Annotated in this window: 18 protein-coding genes; 8 read left to right on the forward strand and 10 right to left on the reverse strand. The window is 54.0% G+C overall.

What is annotated here, in order from left to right; all coding sequences use genetic code 11:
• Positions 1 to 135: 135 nt before the first annotated feature.
• From AC0L7R_RS02180 to AC0L7R_RS02205, 6 genes are all read left to right on the forward strand, one after another.
• Positions 136 to 1,215, forward strand: coding sequence for an extracellular solute-binding protein (locus AC0L7R_RS02180; RefSeq protein WP_473658608.1), 1,080 nt, complete (start codon positions 136 to 138; stop codon positions 1,213 to 1,215).
• A 74-nt stretch (positions 1,216 to 1,289) separates the two neighbouring features.
• Positions 1,290 to 2,417 carry a polyamine ABC transporter ATP-binding protein gene (locus tag AC0L7R_RS02185; RefSeq protein ID WP_473658609.1) on the forward strand — a complete coding sequence of 376 codons (1,128 nt, stop codon included), beginning with the start codon at positions 1,290 to 1,292 and terminating at the stop codon, positions 2,415 to 2,417.
• Position 2,418: 1 nt separating this feature from the next.
• Positions 2,419 to 3,309 carry an ABC transporter permease subunit gene (locus tag AC0L7R_RS02190; RefSeq protein ID WP_473658610.1) on the forward strand — a complete coding sequence of 297 codons (891 nt, stop codon included), beginning with the start codon at positions 2,419 to 2,421 and terminating at the stop codon, positions 3,307 to 3,309.
• Positions 3,306 to 4,124, forward strand: a complete 819-nt coding sequence (locus AC0L7R_RS02195) for an ABC transporter permease subunit (protein ID WP_473658611.1) — start codon at positions 3,306 to 3,308, stop codon at positions 4,122 to 4,124. Before AC0L7R_RS02190 ends, AC0L7R_RS02195 begins: the two co-directional genes overlap by 4 nt.
• A gap of 83 nt (positions 4,125 to 4,207) precedes the next feature.
• On the forward strand, positions 4,208 to 5,629 hold the full coding sequence (locus AC0L7R_RS02200) for an aldehyde dehydrogenase family protein (protein WP_473658612.1): 1,422 nt from the start codon (positions 4,208 to 4,210) through the stop codon (positions 5,627 to 5,629).
• 60 nt (positions 5,630 to 5,689) lie between these two features.
• Positions 5,690 to 6,928 (forward strand): aminopeptidase, encoded by a 1,239-nt coding sequence (locus AC0L7R_RS02205; protein WP_473658613.1) that lies wholly within the window; start codon positions 5,690 to 5,692, stop codon positions 6,926 to 6,928.
• A gap of 48 nt (positions 6,929 to 6,976) precedes the next feature.
• Here AC0L7R_RS02205 and gyrB read toward each other — a convergent pair whose 3' ends face one another.
• From gyrB to mutM, 9 genes are all read right to left on the reverse strand, one after another.
• Complete coding sequence (gyrB, locus tag AC0L7R_RS02210) at positions 6,977 to 9,394, reverse strand: DNA topoisomerase (ATP-hydrolyzing) subunit B (RefSeq protein WP_247127716.1); 2,418 nt, start codon at positions 9,392 to 9,394, stop codon at positions 6,977 to 6,979.
• Positions 9,395 to 9,473: 79 nt separating this feature from the next.
• Complete coding sequence (locus AC0L7R_RS02215) at positions 9,474 to 10,094, reverse strand: LysE family translocator (protein WP_348107163.1); 621 nt, start codon at positions 10,092 to 10,094, stop codon at positions 9,474 to 9,476.
• Positions 10,091 to 10,543, reverse strand: a complete 453-nt coding sequence (locus AC0L7R_RS02220; protein ID WP_473658614.1) for a VOC family protein — start codon at positions 10,541 to 10,543, stop codon at positions 10,091 to 10,093. Before AC0L7R_RS02220 ends, AC0L7R_RS02215 begins: the two co-directional genes overlap by 4 nt.
• Positions 10,540 to 11,652, reverse strand: a complete 1,113-nt coding sequence (recF, locus tag AC0L7R_RS02225; protein WP_473658615.1) for a DNA replication/repair protein RecF — start codon at positions 11,650 to 11,652, stop codon at positions 10,540 to 10,542. Before recF ends, AC0L7R_RS02220 begins: the two co-directional genes overlap by 4 nt.
• Positions 11,653 to 11,696: 44 nt before the next feature.
• Positions 11,697 to 12,815: a DNA polymerase III subunit beta gene (gene dnaN / locus AC0L7R_RS02230; RefSeq protein WP_247127712.1), complete on the reverse strand. Its 1,119-nt coding sequence runs from the start codon at positions 12,813 to 12,815 to the stop codon at positions 11,697 to 11,699.
• A 127-nt stretch (positions 12,816 to 12,942) separates the two neighbouring features.
• Positions 12,943 to 14,286, reverse strand: coding sequence for a chromosomal replication initiator protein DnaA (gene dnaA, locus AC0L7R_RS02235; RefSeq protein WP_348109335.1), 1,344 nt, complete (start codon positions 14,284 to 14,286; stop codon positions 12,943 to 12,945).
• A gap of 577 nt (positions 14,287 to 14,863) precedes the next feature.
• The gene (gene rpsT, locus AC0L7R_RS02240; RefSeq protein ID WP_247127710.1) at positions 14,864 to 15,127 is read right to left on the reverse strand and encodes a 30S ribosomal protein S20; all 264 of its coding nucleotides are present in this window, start codon (positions 15,125 to 15,127) and stop codon (positions 14,864 to 14,866) included.
• Positions 15,128 to 15,302: 175 nt separating this feature from the next.
• On the reverse strand, positions 15,303 to 16,079 hold the full coding sequence (locus tag AC0L7R_RS02245; RefSeq protein ID WP_247127709.1) for an enoyl-CoA hydratase: 777 nt from the start codon (positions 16,077 to 16,079) through the stop codon (positions 15,303 to 15,305).
• Positions 16,080 to 16,142: 63 nt separating this feature from the next.
• Positions 16,143 to 16,994, reverse strand: a complete 852-nt coding sequence (mutM, locus tag AC0L7R_RS02250; RefSeq protein WP_473658616.1) for a bifunctional DNA-formamidopyrimidine glycosylase/DNA-(apurinic or apyrimidinic site) lyase — start codon at positions 16,992 to 16,994, stop codon at positions 16,143 to 16,145.
• 85 nt (positions 16,995 to 17,079) lie between these two features.
• Between mutM and ubiE the strand changes: the two genes are divergently transcribed.
• Positions 17,080 to 17,826, forward strand: a complete 747-nt coding sequence (gene ubiE, locus AC0L7R_RS02255) for a bifunctional demethylmenaquinone methyltransferase/2-methoxy-6-polyprenyl-1,4-benzoquinol methylase UbiE (protein ID WP_247127707.1) — start codon at positions 17,080 to 17,082, stop codon at positions 17,824 to 17,826.
• The gene (gene ubiB / locus AC0L7R_RS02260; RefSeq protein ID WP_473658617.1) at positions 17,827 to 19,356 is read left to right on the forward strand and encodes a 2-polyprenylphenol 6-hydroxylase; all 1,530 of its coding nucleotides are present in this window, start codon (positions 17,827 to 17,829) and stop codon (positions 19,354 to 19,356) included.
• On the opposite strand, the gene AC0L7R_RS02265 is transcribed toward ubiB, so the two are convergent.
• Positions 19,353 to 20,024 (reverse strand): flagellar hook capping FlgD N-terminal domain-containing protein, encoded by a 672-nt coding sequence (locus AC0L7R_RS02265; protein ID WP_473658618.1) that lies wholly within the window; start codon positions 20,022 to 20,024, stop codon positions 19,353 to 19,355. The genes ubiB and AC0L7R_RS02265 overlap by 4 nt on opposite strands.
• Positions 20,025 to 20,027: the final 3 nt, after the last annotated feature.

The following is a 20,027-nucleotide window of genomic DNA, read 5'->3' on the forward strand; positions in this document are numbered from 1 at the left end:
ACATGCCACCTTGCGTTGTGCCGCAGTCCGAATGCGGAGCCGCAAGACCTGTTTGTATTGCAATGGCTGAATGAAATTGATCATATCAACCATACGAGAGCAAGAGACTCTCAAAGCCATCGACGGGAGATACCGATGAAAAAGATTGCTTTGCTGCTGGCCACGACGACTTTCGCCAGTGCGGCATTTGCCGAAGAAGTCCGGGTCTACAATTGGTCCGACTACATCGACGAAGAGCTGCTTACCAAGTTTGAAGAAGAAACAGGTATCGACCTGATCTATGACGTTTTTGACAGCAACGAAGTGCTTGAAACGAAAATGCTGGCGGGATCGTCCGGTTACGATGTTGTGGTGCCGTCCGGGACGTTCTTACAACGCCAGATTTCTGCGGGTGCGTTTCAAGAATTGGACGCAGACCAACTGTCCAACGTGGGGAATCTTTGGGACGTGATTAAGGATCGTACCGCGCAGTATGATCCGAATAATGCATATTCCATCAACTATATGTGGGGCACGACGGGCCTTGGTGTAAACGTTGGCAAGGTGCAAGAAATTCTCGGTGAAGATGCACCGATCAATTCGCTCGATCTGGTGTTTAATCCGGAAAACATGGAAAAGCTGGCGGCCTGTGGGGTTCATTTTCTAGATGCACCGGCCGAGATGATCCCGGCTGCATTGAACTACATCGGCGAAGATCCTGATAGCCAAGATCCTGATGTGATTGCCAAGACAGAAGATGTCCTGATGGCCGTGCGCCCGCATATTCAAAAGTTCCATTCGTCCGAATACATTAACGCGTTGGCGAACGGGGATATTTGTGTTGCATTTGGTTGGTCCGGCGATGTTTTGCAGGCACGAGATCGCGCATGGGAAGCCGACAATGGTGTCGAAATCGCCTACAACGCCCCCGTGGAAGGCGCATTGATGTGGTTTGACCAGATGGCTATTCCAGCGGACGCACCGAACCCTGAAGCGGCGCATAAGTTCTTGAACTTCATCATGGATGCCCAGAACATGGCTGATGCGTCGAACTATGTTTATTACGCGAACGGCAATCTGGCGTCGCAAGAATTGCTGGTTGAGGACGTGATTGGTGACACCGCGATCTACCCAGATGCAGCGACACTTGAAAATCTGTATACGACTACGCCGTATGACGCGCGCGTCCAGCGGTCTGTGACCCGTCTGTGGACGAAAGTGAAGTCTGGGACATAAACGCCAGCACAATGACAAAGCGCGCACTGGATAGACCGGTGCGCGTGCGTTTCTTCAACATGTGAGACCTCAACATGGCGCAATCGCCGCAAGATGTTTTTGCCCCTTGGGAGGATGCTGCAGAAAAACCGCTGATCCGGTTTCGCAATGTGACGAAGAAATTTGGCGATTTTACCGCCATCGATGATCTGACGCTCGACATCTATGCGAAGGAATTCTTTGCACTTCTTGGTCCTTCGGGCTGCGGGAAGACGACCTTGATGCGGATGTTGGCCGGGTTTGAAAAACCGACGACGGGTTCGATTGAATTGGACGGGAAAGACATCGCGAATGTGCCGCCGAACCAACGCGCGGTGAACATGATGTTCCAGTCCTACGCGCTGTTTCCGCATTTGACGGTGTATGACAACATCGCTTTTGGCCTGAAACGGTCAAATATGGATCGCGCTGATATTCCTGCGCGGGTTGATGAAATGCTGCGTCTGACGCGTCTGCAAAAATTCGCCAAACGGAAACCTCATCAGATATCCGGGGGACAGCGGCAACGCGTTGCTTTGGCCAGATCGCTTGCGAAGGCCCCGAAATTGTTGCTGCTGGATGAACCGCTAGGCGCGCTTGATAAGAAGCTGCGACATGAAACCCAATTTGAACTGATGGATATTCAGGAGAAAACTGGAACGACGTTTGTTATCGTCACGCACGACCAAGAAGAGGCGATGACTGTTGCGTCCCGTGTTGCGGTGATGGACGCCGGTGTGATCGTGCAGGTCGCAACCCCTGATCGGATTTATGAGACGCCAAATTCTGTTTATGTCGCTGATTTCATTGGTGAAGTGAATTTGATCGAAGGCCGTGCGATGGTTGCTGATGGGGTTGCCACGATTTCTTGGGCAGAAGGGCAGAAGCCGATTTCTGCGAAAACTGACCTGAGTGGTGATGTCCGCTGCACCTATGCGATACGCCCCGAAAAGATCGCGATTTCACGTGATGAACCGCGGGATCGCCCTAATAAGGTGCAAGGCGCTGTGTTGGACATCGCCTACCTCGGCAATATTTCGACTTACCATGTCGAATTGCCGAATGGACAAATTATCAAAGCGCAAACCGCCAACGACCGGCGGATCGCGCGGCGTAGCTTTACATGGGAAGATCGCGTTTGGCTTGCTTGGACCGACACCGCTGGTGTCGTGTTGACCGCGTAGGATGCGCCGCTTCATCCTCATTGCGGTTCCATATGTATGGTTGCTTGCGCTGTTCTTTGTGCCGTTCCTTATCGTGCTGCGCATCAGTTTTTCTTACTACGAACTGTCTATTCCCCCTTATGGTCCGCAGCTTGATATTGCTGCTGGGTGGGCAGGCATTAATGCATTTTTTGCTGAACTGAACTGGGACAATTACGCCTTTCTGACCGGGGATGACCTGTATTGGAAAGCCTATCTATCTAGTTTGAAGATTGCGTTAATCGCCACATTCTTCACGCTTTTGGTTGGGTTTCCAATCGCTTACGGAATGGCCAAAGCCGCCGAAGAGTGGCGCCCGACCTTGATGATGTTAATCATCTTGCCGTTCTGGACATCGTTCCTGATCAGGGTCTACGCGTGGATCGGCATCCTTGGAACGGAAGGATATCTTAACCAGCTGCTGCTAGGTCTCGGAATCATTGATACGCCTTTGACGATCCTGAACACCAGCGTCGCCGTCTATATCGGGATCGTCTACACCTATCTGCCGTTCATGGTGCTGCCGATCTATGCCGCGTTGGAAAAGATGGACGATAGCCTGCTTGAAGCGGCGGAAGACCTTGGTTGCACGCGGACCCAAGCGTTTTGGCTTGTGACGGCACCCCTTGCAAAGTCGGGCGTCATTGCTGGCTGCTTTCTTGTGTTCATTCCCGCGCTGGGCGAATTTGTCATACCATCGCTGCTTGGTGGTTCAGACACGCTGATGATTGGTAAGGTTTTGTGGGAAGAATTCTTTTCGAACCGTGACTGGCCAGTGGCATCGACGGTCGCGGTTATACTGTTGTTGATCTTGATCATCCCTATCATCCTATTCCAGCGCAATGAGCAGAAGCAGCGGGAGCAGGACGGATGAGGCGCTTTAGCTGGTTCAATGCGACGTCGCTGACGTTGGGATTCGTGTTTCTCTATCTGCCAATGATCATCCTCGTGATCTACAGCTTCAACGAAAGCCGGTTGGTCACGGTGTGGGCCGGATTTTCTGCAAAATGGTATGCCGAACTACTTCAAAACGATGCGTTTCTTGACGCGGCTTGGGTGACCGTCAAGGTGGGTTTCTGGTCATCAACGCTGGCCACTGTTCTTGGTACGATGGCGGCATATGTCATGGTCCGTGGTGGCCGTTTCTTCGGGCGCACATTGTTCTCTGGAATGGTCTATGCGCCATTGGTCATGCCCGAAGTGATCACAGGGCTTTCACTGCTTCTTTTCTTTATTGCCATAGACTTAGATCGTGGCGTCTTGACGATTGTCTTGGCCCATACAACGTTTTCGATGTGTTATGTATCGGTCGTGGTATCGTCGCGTTTGATCAGTTTTGATAAGTCGCTGGAAGAGGCTGCGCTTGATCTTGGCTGCACGCCATTTGATGCGTTTCGATCCGTGACATTGCCGATTATCGCACCGTCTGTGATCGCGGGTTGGCTGCTGGCGTTTACCTTGTCGCTTGATGATCTGGTGATTGCATCTTTTGCGTCGGGTCCATCATCAACGACGTTGCCAATCAAAATCTTTTCGGCGGTGCGGTTGGGTGTGACGCCAGAAATTAATGCACTATCAACGATCATGATCGGGATTGTCACTTGTGGTGTGATATGTGCATCTTTGGTCATGAAACGGAATGTTGCGCGGGCCAAAGCGGACGAAGCCCGCGCGGAGATGAACAGTTAGGCGAGCATCAACTAGCCCCTGTTGATCGACCATTAGGTTCAACGCCGCCTTCCGTGAGGTGCCGCTGACAAGAGGATATCAGCATGATCGAGAAACGTGATTTTTACATTAATGGCGCATGGGTTGCGCCGGCAATTGCGGCTGATCTGGCCGTCATTGACCCGTCGACTGAACAGCAATGTGCCGTAATTTCTGTTGGTTCTCAATCAGATACCGACGACGCTGTTGCAGCCGCAAAGGCTGCTTTTCCTGCATGGTCTGCGACCCCTTTAGAAGAACGTCTTGCCGCATTGGAACGGCTCGAAGTGATCTATAAGGCGAAAAAGACAGAGATGTCGGAGGCGATGTCGCTGGAAATGGGGGCCCCGAAGTCGCTGTCCGAGTCGTCTCAGTGGGGCGCAGGTGCTTGGCACATCAAGGAAGCAATCCGTGCAGCGCGCGCGTATGATTTTGAGCGCAAGAGCGGCGATGATTGGATCTACCACGAACCGATTGGCGTTGCCGCTTTGATTACACCGTGGAACTGGCCCATGAACCAAGTCACGCTGAAGGTAATACCGGCGTTGGCAGTTGGCTGCACTGTTGTGCTGAAGCCGTCAGAGATTGCGCCGCTGTCTTCGATCCTTCTGGCCGAAATGATTGATGAAGCGGGTTTCCCTGCTGGTGTCTTTAATATGGTAAATGGTGACGGTGCCGGTGTCGGTTCGCAGCTGTCGGTGCATCCTGACGTCGATATGGTCAGCTTTACAGGGTCAACGCGTGCAGGTGCTTTGATTACAAAGGCCGCCGCAGATAGCGTCAAGCGTGTCAGTCTCGAGCTGGGCGGTAAGGGTGCAAACGTCATTTTCGCGGATGCTGATGAAAAGGCTGTTGCCCGTGGAGTGCGCCATTGCTTCCAAAACACGGGCCAGTCATGCAACGCGCCGACCCGCATGTTGGTTGAAGAAAGCATTTATGATCAAGTTGTCGAAACCGCCAAAGGGCTGGCTGAAAAGCAAGAGGTCGGGATCGCGCAAAAAGACGGTCGACACATCGGCCCACTCGTCAGCGATGTGCATTGGCACAAAGTGCAGGGTTTGATCCAAGATGGAATTGATGAAGGCGCGCGCCTTGTTGCTGGTGGCACAGGGCGTCCTGACGGCATGGACGTTGGTTATTTTGTGAAGCCCACGATTTTTGCCGATGTGAACAATGATATGAAGATTGCGCGCGAAGAAATTTTTGGTCCGGTATTGGTGATTATTCCATTCAAGGACGAAGCCGACGCGTTGGCGATCGCAAATGACACACCATACGGTTTGGGGAACTATGTGCAGACCCAAGATCCTGAAAAGGCTAAGAGAATGGCGCGGGGGATGCGGTCGGGAATGGTCGAAGTTAACGGCAATTTCTTAGGCGGCGTGACCCCGTTTGGCGGGTACAAGCAGTCCGGAAATGGGCGCGAAGGATCTGTTTGGGGGCTTGAGGAATATCTCGAAGTGAAAGCTGTCGCAGGCATTTCTTAACTGGTTGACCTTATGGTGGTCGGGCGTAGGTTGGCACAGTTTTCAAAACTGAGGTGCACCATGTCCGACCATATCGATCCTGTGAAACTCGACCGGCTTGCCGAAGTCGCTGTGCGTACAGGTGTAAATCTTCAGAAGGGCCAGGATCTGGTGATCACGGCCCCGATGTCCGCGTTGCCGCTGGTTCAGCGCATCGCAGTGCATGCCTACAAGGCGGGTGCTGGCGTTGTCATGCCATTCTTTAGCGACGATGCAATTACCTTGGCGCGCTATGAAAACGCCGACGATAGCAGTTTTGACCATGCGCCTGCATGGTTCTACGAAGGTCTTGCCGCTGCGTTTAAGGGTGGCGCCGCGCGTATGGCGATTACAGGCGATGATCCGATGCTGCTGGCTGATCAAGACTCAAGCAAGGTGGCGCGGCTGTCAAAAGCCACTTCAATCGCGGCAAAACCGGCGATGAACCCGATTGTGGGTTTTGAGGTGAACTGGAATATTGTTGCCTATCCCGGCGCCGGTTGGGCGGCGCGCGTCTTCCCAGATCTGCCTGTGGAGGAAGCGCAAGGTAAGCTGATGGATGCGATTTACGATGCGTCTCGTTTGGATGGCGACGATCCGGTTGCCAATTGGGCAGATCACACAGCTGAACTGAAGAAGCGTGTGAAGTGGCTGAACGATCAAAAATTTGACGCCCTGCATTACACAGGACCGGGCACTGACCTGCAACTTGGCCTCGCTGAAGGCCATATTTGGAAGGGTGGGGCATCGCCTGCACTGAATGGTGTTGTGTGTCAGCCGAACATCCCGACTGAGGAAGTGTTCACGTGTCCGCATGCCTATAAGGTCGACGGTACGGTGTCTGCGACCAAGCCGCTTGCGCACCAAGGTAATGTTATTGAAGATATTTCCGTCCGCTTCGAGGCAGGCAAAATCGTAGAAGCGACGGCGTCGAAAGGGCAAGATCAGCTGCGCGCATTGCTCGCGACAGACGATGGGGCCAGCCGTATTGGCGAGGTTGCTTTGGTTCCGCACTCCAGCCCGATTTCGCAGTCCGGCGTGCTGTTTTTCAACACGTTGTTTGACGAAAATGCATCGTGCCACATTGCGCTTGGCCAGTGCTATGCGGACACCATCGAAGGCGGTTCTGAATTGGCACCCGAAGAGTTGCAACAAAAGGGCGGCAACCAAAGTCTGATCCACGTCGATTGGATGATGGGGTCGGACGCCGTTGATATCGATGGTGTGACGCTATCGGGTGAAAAAGTACCTGTGATGCGCAAAGGCGAATGGGCGTTCTAAGTCGTTAATAAATAAAGAAAAGGCCCGCGCTGTGCGGGCCTTTTTGATTTAGAAATCCAGGTTCTCGACGCTCAACGCGTTATTCTGAATGAACTCGCGTCGTGGTTCCACCACGTCACCCATCAGCTTGGTAAACAGGTCATCGGCGTCGGCCAGATCTTCGACTTTTACTTGCAAAAGCGTCCGCGCATCCGGATCAAGTGTGGTTTCCCACAGCTGATCTGGGTTCATTTCGCCCAAGCCTTTATAGCGCTGATAAGATAGACCTTTTTCGCCTTCCTCAAGAATGGCTTTCAACAGATCAAGCGGTCCATAGATCGCTTGCGACCTGTCTTTGCGGACCAGTGTTGCAGGCAGGTTGTAGACGTCTTGCAACGATTTGGTGAAGGATCCAGTGCGGCGCGCCTCGCCTGAGCGTAACATCGTACCATCCAGTGTCCGCACCTCTTCAACGCCGCGTAGGATACGGGCAAGGCGCATACCTTTGTCTTGCGTGATGCGACCGGCCCAGCCGCGTTCCCATTCTAATGCGATGAGGTCGAGACGTTTGGCCACGCGGTCTGCGGTACCCTGCAAATCGCTGTCGACAACACCGGGCACGAACGCGCCTGCGATGGCGGCCTGTTCAAGGATGTGACGCGGGTAATGCGTTGGAAACGCGTCCAAAACTCGCTTGAGCTGACGTGCTTCGTCGACAACGCGTTTCAGGTCCGCGCCAAGAATCTCTTCGCCGTTTCCCTGCCGTAAAATCGCACCATCGATGCCCTGTTCGATCAGGTAATCTTCCATTTCGGTTTGATCTTTGAGGTAAACTTCAGACTTACCGCGCGACACTTTGTAAAGCGGCGGCTGCGCGATGTAGAGGTAGCCACCTTCGATCAGTTCCGGCATCTGACGGAAGAAGAATGTCAGCAACAGCGTCCGGATGTGCGCCCCGTCAACGTCCGCATCGGTCATGATGACGACCTTGTGGTAGCGCAGTTTATCTATGTTGAACTCGTCACGGCCGATGCCCGTTCCGAGCGCCATAACGAGGTTACCAATTTCCTGACTGCCGAGCATTCGGTCAAAACGGGCGCGTTCGACGTTCAGGATTTTACCTTTAAGCGGTAGGATGGCTTGCGTTTGACGGTCACGACCCGTTTGGGCGGACCCGCCAGCGGAGTCACCCTCCACCAAGAAGACTTCGGTTTTGGATGGGTCTTTTTCAGAGCAATCCTTGAGCTTACCCGCTAAGAAATTGACATCCATCGGATTTTTGCGCCGCGTCAGTTCGCGGGCCTTGCGGGCCGCTTCACGCGCCAATGCTGCCTCGACGATCTTTCCAACGATTTGCTTGGCGACGTTAGGGTTTTCTTCAAACCATTCTGACAGTTTTTCCCCTACGAGGGATTCTACCGCTGGCCGCACCTCGGAAGACACGAGTTTATCTTTGGTTTGTGAGGAGAATTTAGGATCAGGAACTTTGACGGACAACACGCATGTTAGGCCTTCACGGGCATCGTCCCCAGTGAAGCTAACCTTTTCCTTCTTCGCGATACCTGATGACTGCGCGTAGGCGTTGATTGTCCGCGTCAGCGCGCCACGGAAGCCCGCCATGTGCGTGCCGCCATCGCGTTGTGGAATGTTGTTTGTGAAAGGCAGGACCATTTCGTTGTAGCTATCGTTCCACCACATCGCGACTTCTACGCCGATGTCGTCCTTTTCGCCGACAACATAGATGGGTTCTTCCATGACGGCTGTTTTTGAGCGGTCGAGGTATTTCACAAACTCTTTTACGCCACCGTCGTAGTACAAATTCGCTTCAAGAGGTTCCGCAGGACGTTCGTCTTTCAAAATGATACGCACGCCAGAGTTTAGGAATGCCAGCTCGCGCAAGCGTTTTTCGAGCGTATCAAACGAATAGTCGAGGTTTGAGAACGTGTCAGTCGAAGCAAGGAAACGAACCTCTGTCCCTTTGCGGCCGTTTGCTGGGCCCACAACTTCGAGCGATTTTGTGGTCACGGATTCTTCGAAACGGCAGTAATGTTCTTTGTCGTCACGCCAAATGCGCAGTTCCAGCCAATTGGACAGCGCGTTTACAACTGAAATACCCACGCCGTGCAGACCGCCGGACACCTTGTAGGAGTTGCTGTCAAATTTACCACCGGCGTGCAGCTGGGTCATGATGACTTCGGCCGCTGAAATGCCTTCTTCCTTATGCATATCGACGGGGATGCCGCGCCCATTATCACCGACGGAAACAGAGTTGTCGGCGTGGATCGTGACGCTAACGTGGTCCGCATGGCCGGCCAACGCTTCGTCAATTCCGTTGTCCACGGCTTCGTAGACCATGTGGTGCAAACCAGACCCATCGTCGGTGTCACCGATGTACATGCCTGGCCGTTTGCGAACTGCATCTAAGCCCTTGAGAACCTTGATGGAATCGGCGCCGTATTCAGCGTTGTTCGGCTGGTCGTCAGACATATGTATTATCCCGTGTATCTACCCCCAAAATATATGCTTTTTCGGGGGCAATGTCACGCGTTTGCCGCTACATTTTGTGTCACGCGAAAGGGATAATTAGGCCGACGCCGATCAGCAAAAAGCCAGCGATGATGTTGGTTCGTTTCAGGGCTGTTGGCGACGTCAAAAGCGCGCGGGCTTTGCCGATGAACAGAGCCAAAGTCAGGTTGCCGATTAGTGGTACGATAAAGGACAGGGTGCAGATTGCTGCGATGTCATAGCCCGTCACCGCAGTCAGATCAAAGAACCCGGGCAGCATGCCCATATAGAACAAAACCGCCTTTGGATTGCCCAAGATGACGGCGAGCCCAGCTATAAATCCAGCCCACATACCAGGTTTTGTGAGACGGCTATCGCTTGCGATGGTTTTATCCGCGTGCCGGATAAGAAGCACACCCATTGCGATAAACATCACGCACGCGACCCAACTGATTGCTTGGAGTATCCCGCCGTACAGGGAAACTAGCCAAGTCAGTCCAAAGATCGCGACAAGAGGCCAAAGGACGTCGCCGATCACCACACCAAGGGCGAGGGGCCATGCACCGTTAAAACCGCCAGATAGCGTGCGTGCGATCAGCGCGACCCAAACCGGACCGGGCGTTAGGAACAGAACAAGCAAGGCACCCGCGTAGAGCAGCAGGTCGGCTGGGGAAAGCGTCATGCAGCTGGTGCCTCGTCCGGTAAAGTTTGAACGCCGTCGTCATCAAGTTCCCAAAACGGGTTAAACGCAACTTCCCACGGATGACCGTCCGGATCAGCGTAATAGCCTGAATAGCCGCCCCAAAAGACCTTTTCTGGTGCCTTGAGCGCAGTTGCCCCGGCAGCCAGTGCATGCGCGTAGGCTTCGTCAACTTCGGCTTCGTTGCGGAAATTCTGTGCAAGGGTCATCGCGCCCGTGCCGAGCTTTGCTTCTGGTCGCCCTTGATCTTCAGCGAGCGGTTCGATCCCGAATAGCCCCAGAACCGCACCATGTATCTGATAGAAAATCACCTGACCCGGCACTTCATCTTTGGGTGTCCAACCAAGATCCCCGTAGAATTTCCGCGAAACCGCGAGATCTGCGACGCCAAGCGTGATGAGGCTGACCCGCTGTACTGGAAGTTTTGTCATGGTGCGTCCCTTTGTGTGACTGTTGATGCGCCAGTGTCGTCTCCGACTTCGATGAATTGCGCACGGTGGCCAAGTTCCCCGAACAATTCTGGCCCTGTGCCAGTCATCCAAGCTTGCGCGCCCAATGTGCAGATTTCATCATAAAGTGCCGCGCGACGACCTGCGTCAAGGTGCGCTGCCACCTCATCAAGCAGCAAGATGGGCGGTGCACCGAAATCCCGTGTCAGCGCCCGCCCATTCGCCAAAATGAGCGAAATCAGCAGCGCTTTTTGTTCGCCGGTTGAACAGTCTTTCGCTAGGACGCCTTTTTCGGCATAGGTCGCACCCAGATCAGACCTGTGCGGACCATGTAGTGCGCGTCCCGCGGCCAAGTCACGCGGTCGGTTCTGGGCGAAAGCGTCGACAAGCGCGGCTGGATCCCCCGGCGTTTCGCAACCGCCGTCAGGATTAGCAAGCGACAGATCCGCAGTCGGAAACGCGGTCGTGGCGTTGGCCTGTGCGGTGTTCAATTCATTGATCGTGTTCGTGCGGTTCATGTGGATCACGGCGCCCGCTTCGGCCATCTGCCGTTCAAGGGCGACGTACCAATGCGGGTCGCGCACCATGTCCTTTAACAGCCGATTGCGTTCGCGCATGGCCTTTTCATAAGACAACACCGCTTCGGCGTGGGACGGTGTAAAGCTGAGCGTGGCACGATCCAGAAAACGCCTGCGTCCTTCGGCCCCTTCTATCCAAAGGCGATCCATCGACGGCACCAGCCACAAGATGCGTGCGATGCGACCTAGGGCGGTCTGGGGTGACGTCTTTTCATCAATCCGCACTTGGCGCGATTGCGTAGGTTCGGCGAAAGTGCTGATTTCGTGGGTTTGGTTCAGCGATTGCAGGACTGCCGTGATCTTCCAGCCCAGTGATTCCGGCCTGCGGATCAAATCGTCCATGCCTGCCCGCCGCAGCCCCCGACCAGGGGACAGCATCGAAATCGCTTCGATCAGATTGGTCTTTCCAGCGCCGTTTGCGCCGTAGATGGCCACAGGTCGCGCGTCGACCTCTAGTACCGCACGGCGGTGCGACCGGAAATGGGACAACGTGAGTTCAGAGAGCGCGAGCATCGCTGAACCTTACGTGCAGATGATGGCTTGGCAAGGTGTCCGCGTCACACGCGCATTGGCATAACGACGTAAATCGCAGTGGTGTCATTGCCTTCGCGCATCAGCGTTGGATCGCCCGATGAGTTGAACATGAACACCGCGTTTTCACGGTCAACTTGGCTCGCAATTTCGAGCAAGTATTTGGCGTTAAAGCCAATTTCGAGCCGTTCGTCGCCGTAAGCCACAGCCAGTTCTTCTTCCGCGGCACCGCTGTCTGGCGCGTTGACGGACAGAACAAGACGGTCTTCGTCGAGCGATAGTTTCACGGCGCGCGACCGTTCAGAAGACACGGTTGCCACACGATCGACGGCCTTTGCGAATTCCGCGGCATCGACTTCGAGTTTGCGTGTGTTTCCTGTCGGAATAACGCGCGTGTAGTCCGGGAATGTGCCGTCGATGACCTTAGATGTCAACGTGATCGTAGGTGTCGCGAACCGGATCTTAGTTTCAGATACGGACACGGCGATCTGCATGTCGTCGTCATCAAGCAGCTTGCGCAATTCGCCAACGGTTTTGCGGGGTACGATGACCCCAGCCATGTCTGCCGCACCTTCAGGCAATTCCGCGTCGATCCGCGCAAGGCGGTGGCCGTCGGTTGCAACGCAGCGCAGCACCTTACCGCCGTCCGCGTCGGACACGTGCATGTAGACACCGTTTAGGTAGTAGCGTGTTTCTTCGGTCGAAATCGCGAACTTGGCTTTGTCGAAAAGACGGCGCAGCGTCGGCGCAGGCGCCGAGAAATTCGCGGCGTATTCGGATGATGCCATGACGGGAAAATCTTCTTTTGGCAGTGTCGCCAAAGAGAAATTCGACCGACCTGCTTCAATCGTCAAACGGCCAGATGCGCCATCTTCGGTCAGCGTGACCAAGGCACCGTCAGGCAATTTGCGGACGATTTCGTTCAGCGTGACGGCGGCGACAGTGGTCGCGCCAGCGCGTTCGACCTTAGCAGGTGCTTTGTCGACGACTTCGATATCAAGATCGGTCGCGCGGAACATCACATCATCGCCATTGGCTTCGATCAGGACGTTCGCAAGGATCGGAATCGTGTTGCGTCGTTCAACGACGGATTGTGCTTGTGCCACGGCCTTCAGCAATGCCGCCCGTTCAATACTGAATTTCATGTCCCATGCTCCGCAATTAGGCGTGCTTTGTGCCGCCGGGAGTTGAAAACTATCCTATATCCCAGCAGGCTCAAGCGTTTTGTTGGACTGTTGCCGCGTTGGAGGGCAGCGTCAAGGCGTGGGCGGCTTATTCCGACAAAGCGCGACGCAGAAGTTCCACATCATCAGCCATTTGACTGTCGGTTGCTTGCAGTTCTTCGATCTTTTTCACGCCGTGCATGACGGTTGTATGATCGCGGCCGCCAAAACGACGCCCGATTTCCGGCAAGGACCGGCTTGTCATGGTTTTCGCAAGATACATCGCGATTTGACGCGGACGTGCCAAGGTGCGCACCCGCTTTGGCCCGATCATGTCAGACAGGCGGATGTTGTAGTGTTCAGATACCTTGCGCTGGATTTCTTCGACCGTGACCTTACGATCAGATGCTTTCAGAACATCAGCTAAGCAGTCTTGCGTCAGCTCAAGGTTAATTTCGCGACCGACCAGCGATGCGAACGCGAACAGGCGGGTCAAAGCGCCTTCCAGCACGCGCACGTTGGTGCTGATCCGGTGAGCAAGGAATTCGAGAACGCCGTCGGCCATTTCGATGCCTTGATACATCGGCGCGTATGCTTCGGCTTTGGCCTGAAGGACACCGAGACGCAGTTCGTAGTCGGTCGGGTGTAGGTCAACGACAAGACCACATTGCAGGCGGGATTTGATGCGCTCTTCTAGGTCCTTAATTTCGCCCGGAGCACGGTCAGCAGATATGATGATCTGCTTGCCAGCGTCGACGAGCGCGTTGAACGTGTGGAAGAATTCTTCTTGCGTGCTGTCTTTGCCTGCAAGGAACTGAACGTCGTCGACCATCAGAATGTCGACTGAGCGGAACAAATCCTTAAAGTCCATCATTTTGCGATCACGCAGGGCCGTAATGAAACGATACATGAACTGTTCGGCGGACAGGTACAGAACGTTCAGGTGCGGCTGCTGACTGCGCAATTCGTGGGCGATCGCGTGCATCAAGTGCGTTTTGCCAAGGCCAACGCCACCATAAAGGAACAGCGGGTTAAAGCTGACAGGACCACCTTCGGCCACACGACGAGCGGCGGCATGGGCGAGTTCGTTTGGCTTGCCGACAACGAATGTGTCGAACGTAAACCGTTTATCAAGACCGGCAGTGGATGCTTCAGCACGTGGTGCTGCTGATGGCGTGCGGACGTCTTTTGTGACGGCCGCTGCGCGACGTTCCCCACCAACCGCAAAACTAAGGCGGTCAATGCTTTGATCTGCTTCGCGCATCTTGTGCAGAATCAGATCAGAGAAATTCTGTTTGACGTAGTTACCGATAAAAGTCGTTGGTGCGTTTAAAGTCGCGACGCCACCATTCAAACCGCCGAACTCTAATGGTTCGATCCAATTGGAATAGCTGTTGGCGCCAAGAACCTCTTCCAAAGTTCCAAGTACACGTGCCCACGTATCGTTCGTCATTTAATTCGGTGTCCCACTGTCTTTTGTCGTCACGAGCCCCCACAGCTCGCGTTTGTTACTCTTTAGGCGCAAACGTTTCCGGATCGGTTGCCATCGAGCAGCCGTCGCAAACAACTTGCATTCTGCGGTGAAATCTTTGACGCGCCAGGCAGCGCAGGATTCACGAACAGTACATTCTTGAAGACAGACAACTTCCACCGCACATGCGGCTTCACATCGACACAAACCTGACCTCGGTGCTTAGTTTGCCCTAAGCATCGTTTCTTGGCTGCATGAGAAAGGCCCTTGTTACGATTGGCAGTTTTGGCGCTGCAACAAAGACGGGTTTCTCTCATGTCCCCCCGTGCGACCCGAGTCGCATGCACAAGTTACCAATCCACACATGGCCATTTCAACAGAACAACGGTCTTGACTCTAAGTGGACCCGAAAAGAATCTATGAAGCCCCGCGAAGGCCTTTGGAATTGCTGGATTTGCACGTTCAAATAGAAAAGGCGCGCCGATACGGGCGCGCCTTTGATAAGCTCTTGCTGGTGACATTTCGACAACGATTCTATCGTCGCCGATGTCTGGCTGATTTAGCCGAGCGCCTTCACACGGGAAGACAAGCGGGACATTTTACGTGCCACTGTGTTCTTGTGGAAAACGCCTTTTGTCACGCCGCGCATCAGTTCTGGCTGTGCAATTTTCAGTGCTGCTTGTGCTGCTGCTTTGTCGCCGGATGCGATTGCTTCTTCAACTTTGCGCAGCTCTGTGCGGATGCGTGAACGGCGCATTTTGTTGATTGCGAAACGTGCTTCGTTCTGACGGGCGCGTTTTTTTGCCTGTGGTGAATTCGCCATGATGCGTACCTTTGTCTAAGCCCTATGATCGGGCAATTAAATATCATCTGCGCAATCGGCCCGACCGGGTTTTAGAACCGGCTGATTCTGGCCAAAGCGGGCCTCACACGCATTTCTGAAGCGGCGTATAGGCATATTTCCCTCGGAAAGGAACCCCTAAACGCCGCTTGAGTTCTTACTTGTCGCGGAACTGTGCTTCGCGCTTTTCTTGGAAGGCGGCCATCCCTTCGGATTGGTCTTCTGTCGCGAACAAGGACTGGAAAAGCCGACGTTCGTAGTTAACGCCTTCGGCCAGTGTCGTTTCGTAGGACCGGTTGACGGCGTCTTTTGCGGCAATGGTCGCGATCTGCGATTTTTCAGTGATCTTGACGGCTGCTGCCCGTGCTTCGTCCAGCAGCTTTTTGGCAGGTACCACACGGCTGACAAGGCCCGAACGTTCAGCTTCTTCAGCGTCCATAAAACGCCCTGTCAGGTGCATATCCATCGCTTTGGATTTACCTACGAACCGTGTCAGGCGCTGCGTCCCACCGATACCGGCGATGACGCCAAGGTTAATTTCGGGCTGACCGAATTTGGCGTTATCAGCGGCGATGATAAAGTCGCACATCATCGCAAGTTCACAACCACCACCCAGCGCGTAGCCCGCAACAGCGGCAATGATGGGTTTCCGCGTATTGTTGAAACGCGTGGCTTCCGGCGTGAAGAAATTCTGCATGAACATGTCAACGAAGGACTGATCCGCCATTTCAGTGATGTCAGCACCGGCTGCGAAGGCTTTGGGCGAACCGGTGATGATGATGCACCGCACCTTGTCGCTCTTGTCCGCGTCTTCCAGAGCTGAGCAAACCTCGCCCAGCAGTTTCTGATTCAACGCGTTCAGCGCATCTGGGCGGTCCAGCGTGATGGTGGCGACGTAATCTGTCACATCAACGTTGATCGTCTCATAAGCCATGCAAAGCAGTCCAAGTTGTTTCTCAGACCCCTGTTGTTGGCGAAACTTTTACAGCGGATCAAGCTATCTTTGGCATTGCGGACAAAAGAAACTTGAGCGTCCCGATTGCACGATTCGCGCAATGTGTTTGGTACAATCGGGGTTTACGCAGGGTTCACTTTCGCGGTCATATACTTGAAAACCATGCTGAAAATAGCCCAATTCCCCGTCGGCCTGTCTGTAGTCTTTTAACGATGATCCGCCTGCTGCGATGGCTTCTTCCAGCACTGCACGAATAATGGGCACGAGCCCCGCCACCCGCTTTGCCGCAATTTGTCCGGCTTTGCGTTTAGGGTGAATGCCTGCGCGAAACAGCACTTCGCAGACATAAATATTACCAAGACCAGAAACGATTCTTTGGTCCAAAAGCGCAGATTTGATCGGCGTATTCCGATTGCTGAGGCGTTCAATAAGATACGAATCGTTAAAACCATTGCTTAGTGGTTCGGGGCCCAGGTCGCGGATCAGCCAATGATCGTCTTGTACGTCGGTTTGCATCAAATCCATCGCACCAAAGCGGCGTGCGTCGTTGAATGTGATCCGAACGCCGCTGTCCAGATGCAGGACAACATGGTCATGCTTGGCCGGGGCAGGGTGTGCGTGATGGAAATCACCGACGGTATGCCCTGAAATCAGCATGCGCCCAGACATGCCGAGGTGGATCAGCAAACTTTCCTGACTGTCCAAATCAACGAGGATGTACTTTGATCGACGGCGTAGGCCGAGCACCCGCCGGCCCGTCAGTCTTTCGGCCATTTTTTCAGGGAAAGGCCAGCGCAAATCCGGCCTGTTCACATCGGCGTGCGCGATCACGGCGCCTTCCATCACAGGAGCCAAACCGCGACGGACTGTCTCGACCTCTGGTAATTCCGGCATGGCGTGCTTTCCTTATGGTGTGCGGACGTTGTATGCCGCAGTTGGCGTCCTATACTTGGGGCGAAGAATAGAGGACGGCAAGCCCATGACAGACGACAAAACCACGCATTTTGGGTTCGAAACTGTTCGTGAAGAAGAAAAAGCAGGGCGTGTGCAAGGCGTGTTTTCTTCGGTCGCGTCAAAATATGATGTGATGAATGATGTTATGTCGGTTGGCATCCACCGCATTTGGAAAGATGCGATGATGGATTGGCTGGCCCCGCGTCCCGGTCAAAAGCTGCTCGATGTTGCCGGTGGTACTGGCGACATTTCGTTCCGTTTTCTAAAACGGGCAGGTTCCGGCCATGCGACGGTGCTTGATTTGACTGAACCTATGTTGGTCGAAGGCCGCAAGCGCGCCGAGGCCGATAATATGTCGGACAGCCTGGATTGGGTCGTTGGCGACGCGATGGCGCTGCCGTTTGAAGACAATACGTTTGATGTTTACACGATCTCTTTTGGCATCCGGAACGTGACCCGCCCACAAGAAGCGCTGAACGAAGCGTTCCGCGTTTTGCGCCCCGGTGGCCGGCTGATGGTTCTGGAATTTTCGCAGTTGCCGAACCCGATGATGCAGGCTGCCTATGACGCCTATTCGTTCAATGTGATCCCCAAAATGGGCAAGCTGATTGCGAACGATAGTGAGAGTTATCAATACCTTGTCGAATCTATTCGTAACTTTCCTGATCAAGAAACGTTCTTGGGCATGGTACGCGCTGCCGGGTTTGAAAATGCGAAATATCGCAACATGACGCTTGGTGTTGCCGCCCTGCATTCCGGGTGGAAGCTCTAGATGCGTGGTCCACACAACATTATTCGTCTGATCCGAACTGGTGCTACGTTTGAGCGTACGGGCGCAATGAAGGTTGTGCTTGAGGCACTCGATGCGCCGCCGTTGGTGAAGGGCGTATTTCGGACGATTGTTTGGCCGTTTCAATGGCTTGGGTATAAAGGTGACGTGAACGTCCCGCCTGTCCCGCGGGCATTGACGGCACTAGGGCCAGCTTACATCAAATTTGGGCAGATCTTGTCGACGCGTCCTGACGTTGTCGGCAACGACATGGCAATCCAGTTACGTGTTTTGCAGGACAAGCTGCCACCATTTTCGATGAAAGAGGCGAAAGACGAAATCGCACGTGAGCTTGGCCAAACAGTAGATCAGCTGTTTTCAACGTTTTCCGAACCCGTGGCCGCTGCATCTTTGGCGCAGGTTCACAAAGCCCATTTGGTCGAAACTGGCGAAGCGGTGGCGATCAAGGTTCTGCGTCCAGGGATCGAAAAAGCATTCCGCAAAGACATCGATGCATTCTATTTCGCGGCCAAAACCATCGAAATATTATCGCCGTCGTCCCGTCGCCTGCGTCCTATGGAAGTGATTACGCATTTTGAAGGCGTCGTGCTGGGCGAGCTTGATTTGCGTTTGGAATCCTCAGCGGCGTCGGAATTCGCCGACAATACTGCGGGAGACGCAGGTTTTTCTGTCCCTCGTGTTCGGTGGCATCTATCCGGACGGCGCGTTATGACGCTTGATTGGGCCGAAGGCGTGAACGCGGGTGATAATGACGGGATCGACGCCGCCGGCCACAGTCGCGAAGAGCTTGCGACGCGGGTGTTACAGATGTTCCTGAACCACGCGTTGCGGGACGGGTATTTCCACGGCGACATGCATCAGGGTAACCTGAAAATCGGAGCGAACGGCGATATCATCGCATATGATTTCGGGATCATGGGGCGTATCGATGAATACACGCGCCGCGTCTACGCCGAAATTCTGTACGGGTTTATTCGTCGTGATTACAAACGTGTGGCGGAAGTCCATTTTGAGGCGGGATATGTGCCGGCCAATCGGGACGTTGATGAATTCGCCCGTGCCCTGCGTGCGGTGGGCGAACCCATCTTTGGCATGGATGCGACCAGAATTTCGATGGCGCGGCTTTTGTCTTATCTTTTCGAAGTGACGGAACGCTTCGGAATGGAGACGCGAACCGAACTGATCCACTTACAGCGCACAATGGTTGTGGTGGAAGGCGTCGCGCGATCCATGAACCCGAAGATGAACATCTGGGAAGATGCGCGTCCTATTGTCGAGGCGTACATCAAAGACAGCATCGGTCCAAAAGCTGTTCTGCAGGATTTGATGAAGACCGCAGTCGTCTTGTCTCGGTACGGTTCACGGTTGCCTGCAATGGCCGAAGCGGCGGTTATCCGGCAATCCAATCCAGATCACGTACCGGAACCAAGTAGCCGTCGCGCCTCTATCGGGTATTTCCTTGCAGGGGTTGGCGCGACGGCATTCATTGGTTGGATACTGCAAACGATCTAAGTATTTGCTGCGCGGATGGCAGACACGTCACTTGCCGGCACGGTTGACCCGCCTTCGAAAACAACAAGCGTATCGCCTGCAGGCGTTTTTTGTACTTCGCGAACGGTGGCATAGACGGCGGCTTGTGTTGTTTCGACTAAGGTGTCGCCATCGAAGCTTTCGATGTCGAAGCTGTATAATCCCGACGCGAATGGAACACCGTTTGCGTCCACGCCCGCCCACTCAATAGGGTCGTCGGAACTTGGTTTGGTGAAACGTGCAACTTCAAATCCGTTCGCGTCTTTAACGACGACATCCATTTCCGTCGCGTTGTTCGTCGGCGAAGGAAAGAGCATTACGGGCGCGCCGCTAAACTGAACTGGTGTGGCGGCCCGCGCCTCTTTGCCAACCCAATCAGCCATTTGCGCGATACCGGACAAGCCTAACTGAGCCTTCAAGTCCTTTAGGATATCGTTGGTTTGGACCTGTTGTTCCACATTCGAAAACGTGGCGAGCTGCACAGCATAGTCGGAAGAATCAACTGGATTGAGAGGATCTTGATTTTGCATCTGAACAGTCAGCATCTTCAAAAAAGTCTGAAAATCTGAACTGATTCCGTTCGTCGATTCGGTCGGTGGTGTGATGACGTTTTGAGCTGTCTTGCTGGTTTGGGTGTTTGATATTTCCATTTT

The sequence above is a fragment of the Yoonia sp. D2-7 genome, assembly GCF_055809435.1.